General features: G+C 65.1%; 3 pseudogenes. All 3 read left to right on the top strand.

From position 1 onward, the window contains the following. Positions 1-86: 86 nt before the first annotated feature. A pseudogene (locus tag J8I82_RS37505) lies at positions 87-804 on the top strand (ABC transporter ATP-binding protein). Between the two features lie 20 nt (positions 805-824). Continuing rightward, positions 825-1755, top strand: a pseudogene (locus tag J8I82_RS37510) (TauD/TfdA dioxygenase family protein). A gap of 2 nt (positions 1756-1757) precedes the next feature. Then, a pseudogene (locus J8I82_RS37515) lies at positions 1758-2036 on the top strand (nitrilotriacetate monooxygenase); the annotation flags it as partial. Positions 2037-2107: the final 71 nt, after the last annotated feature.

Here is a 2107-nt window from a genome sequence, read left to right on the forward strand (position 1 = left end):
TGCTTGCTCGACATGTCTTAGCTCCTTGCTCGTATTGGAACATAGGCTAAGAACTCCACTCTCCGGGGGCAAGATCAGGCAGGGCGCTGTCCGTGCTCGAGGATATCTCGCTAACCATCGCGCCGGGCGAGTTCGTCAGCATCGTCGGCGCCAGTGGCTGCGGCAAGTCCACGCTGCTGCGCCTGATCGCGGGGCTGGAAGACGACTATCGTGGCGAGATCCACGTCGACGGACAGCGCATCGTCGGCACGAGCCTGCAGCGCGGCATCGTGTTCCAGGAGCACCGGCTGTTCCCGTGGCTGACTGTCGCGCAGAATGTGTCGCTCGCGCTGCTTAACCGCAACCTGAGTCAGACCGACAAGCGCTGCACCATTCAGTCGCATACCGAAATGGTCGGCCTCACGGGATTCGAGAACGCGTTTCCACACCAGCTTTCCGGCGGCATGTCGCAACGCGTTGCCATCGCGCGTGCACTGGTCACGCGGCCGGACATCCTGCTGCTCGACGAGCCGTTCGGCGCTCTCGATGCCATGACGCGCGTTGCGCCGCATCTGGCAGGCAAAAGGCATCACGATGATCCTGGTCACGCACGATGTCGAAGAGGCGGTATTTCTCGGCGACGCGTGGTCGTGATGGAGCCGCGCCCGGGGCCGGATCCGCCGCTTCTTGCCGGTCGACCTGCCACATCCGCGCGACCGCACCTCGGCGGCGTTCGCTCGCGTTCGCGATGGCGTGCTGCGAGAATTCGCCGAACAGCGCGACTCCGTTCACATCGCCGATTCCCCCGAAGTCCTTTCGCACTGATCTCACCCGGAGTTTCCACGATGACGCAATCCTTTGAACAGCAGGCGCTCGACATTCACCCCGTCGCCGGTCGCATCGGCGCCGAAATCCGCGGCATACGACTCGGTGCAGACGTGTCGCCGGGCACGTTCGACGCAATCCGCGCCGCGTTGCTGCGCTACAAGGTAACTTTTCTTCCGCCAGCAGGGCCATTTCGGCGACACCGCCCAGGAAGCGTTCGGCAAGCGCTTCGGCGCGCCGGTCGCGCATCCGACCGTACCCGTGCGCGACGGCACTGAATACCTGCTCGAGCTCGACTCGCAGCACGGCGGGCGCGCCAATTCGTGGCACACCGACGTGACGTTCGATCTGGCATATCCGCAAGTCTCGGTGCTGCGCGCCGTGAAGGTGCCGGCCGCCGGCGGAGACACGGTGTGGGCCAACACGGCCGCCGCCTATCAGGACCTGCCGGAGCCACTGCGTGGCCTTGCCGACAAGCTGTGGGCACTCCATACCAACGATTACGACTACGCCGCGTCGCGCCCGCTCCCGGACAGCGAGGGTGCGCGGCGCTACCGCGAGGTTTTCACATCCACGATCTACGAGACCGAGCACCCGGTGGTTCGCGTGCATCCCGAGACCGGGGAGCGCTCGTTAGTACTTGGGCATTTCGTCAAGAAGCTGTTGGGCTACTCGTCGGTCGACTCCGCGCATCTAGTTTCATTGCTTCAGGGGCATGTGCACCGCCTCGAAAACACGGTGCGCTGGCGCTGGGAGGCGGGAGATGTCGCCATTTGGGATAACCGAGCCACGCAGCACTATGCGATCAACGACTATGGCGACGCCCACCGCGTGGTGCGCCGCGTGACGATCGCCGGGGACGTGCCGGTCAGCGTCGACGGGCAGTCAAGCCGTGCGATCAAGCCGGAGCCGGCCGTGCGGGATGCCGCCAACGAGCGCAAGGTGGCCTGAGCATGACAGATGCTTACCGTCAACCGCCGCGCCAGCTCCACTTGGGTGCCTTCGTCATGGCCACCGGGCACCACGTGGCCGGCTGGCGCCACCCCGAGGCGCACGCCGACGCCGGCCGCAGCTTGTCCCACTATGCTGCGCTGGCCCGGCGTGCCGAGGCGGCCGGCTTCGACGCGCTGTTCCTGGCCGATGGCGTGGCGATCCGCGGCATGGATGACGCGACGCTGCCGCATACCGCCCGCACTGCCACGTTCGAGCCGCTGACACTGCTGTCCGCGCTAGTACAACATCCCGCAAATATCTTTAATAATTATCGGGCTGTAAATAGGGCTCCAGGAGCGTGACGATCAAC

It is taken from the genome of Cupriavidus consociatus (assembly GCF_017814975.1).
Classification (GTDB): Bacteria; Pseudomonadota; Gammaproteobacteria; order Burkholderiales; family Burkholderiaceae; genus Cupriavidus; species Cupriavidus consociatus.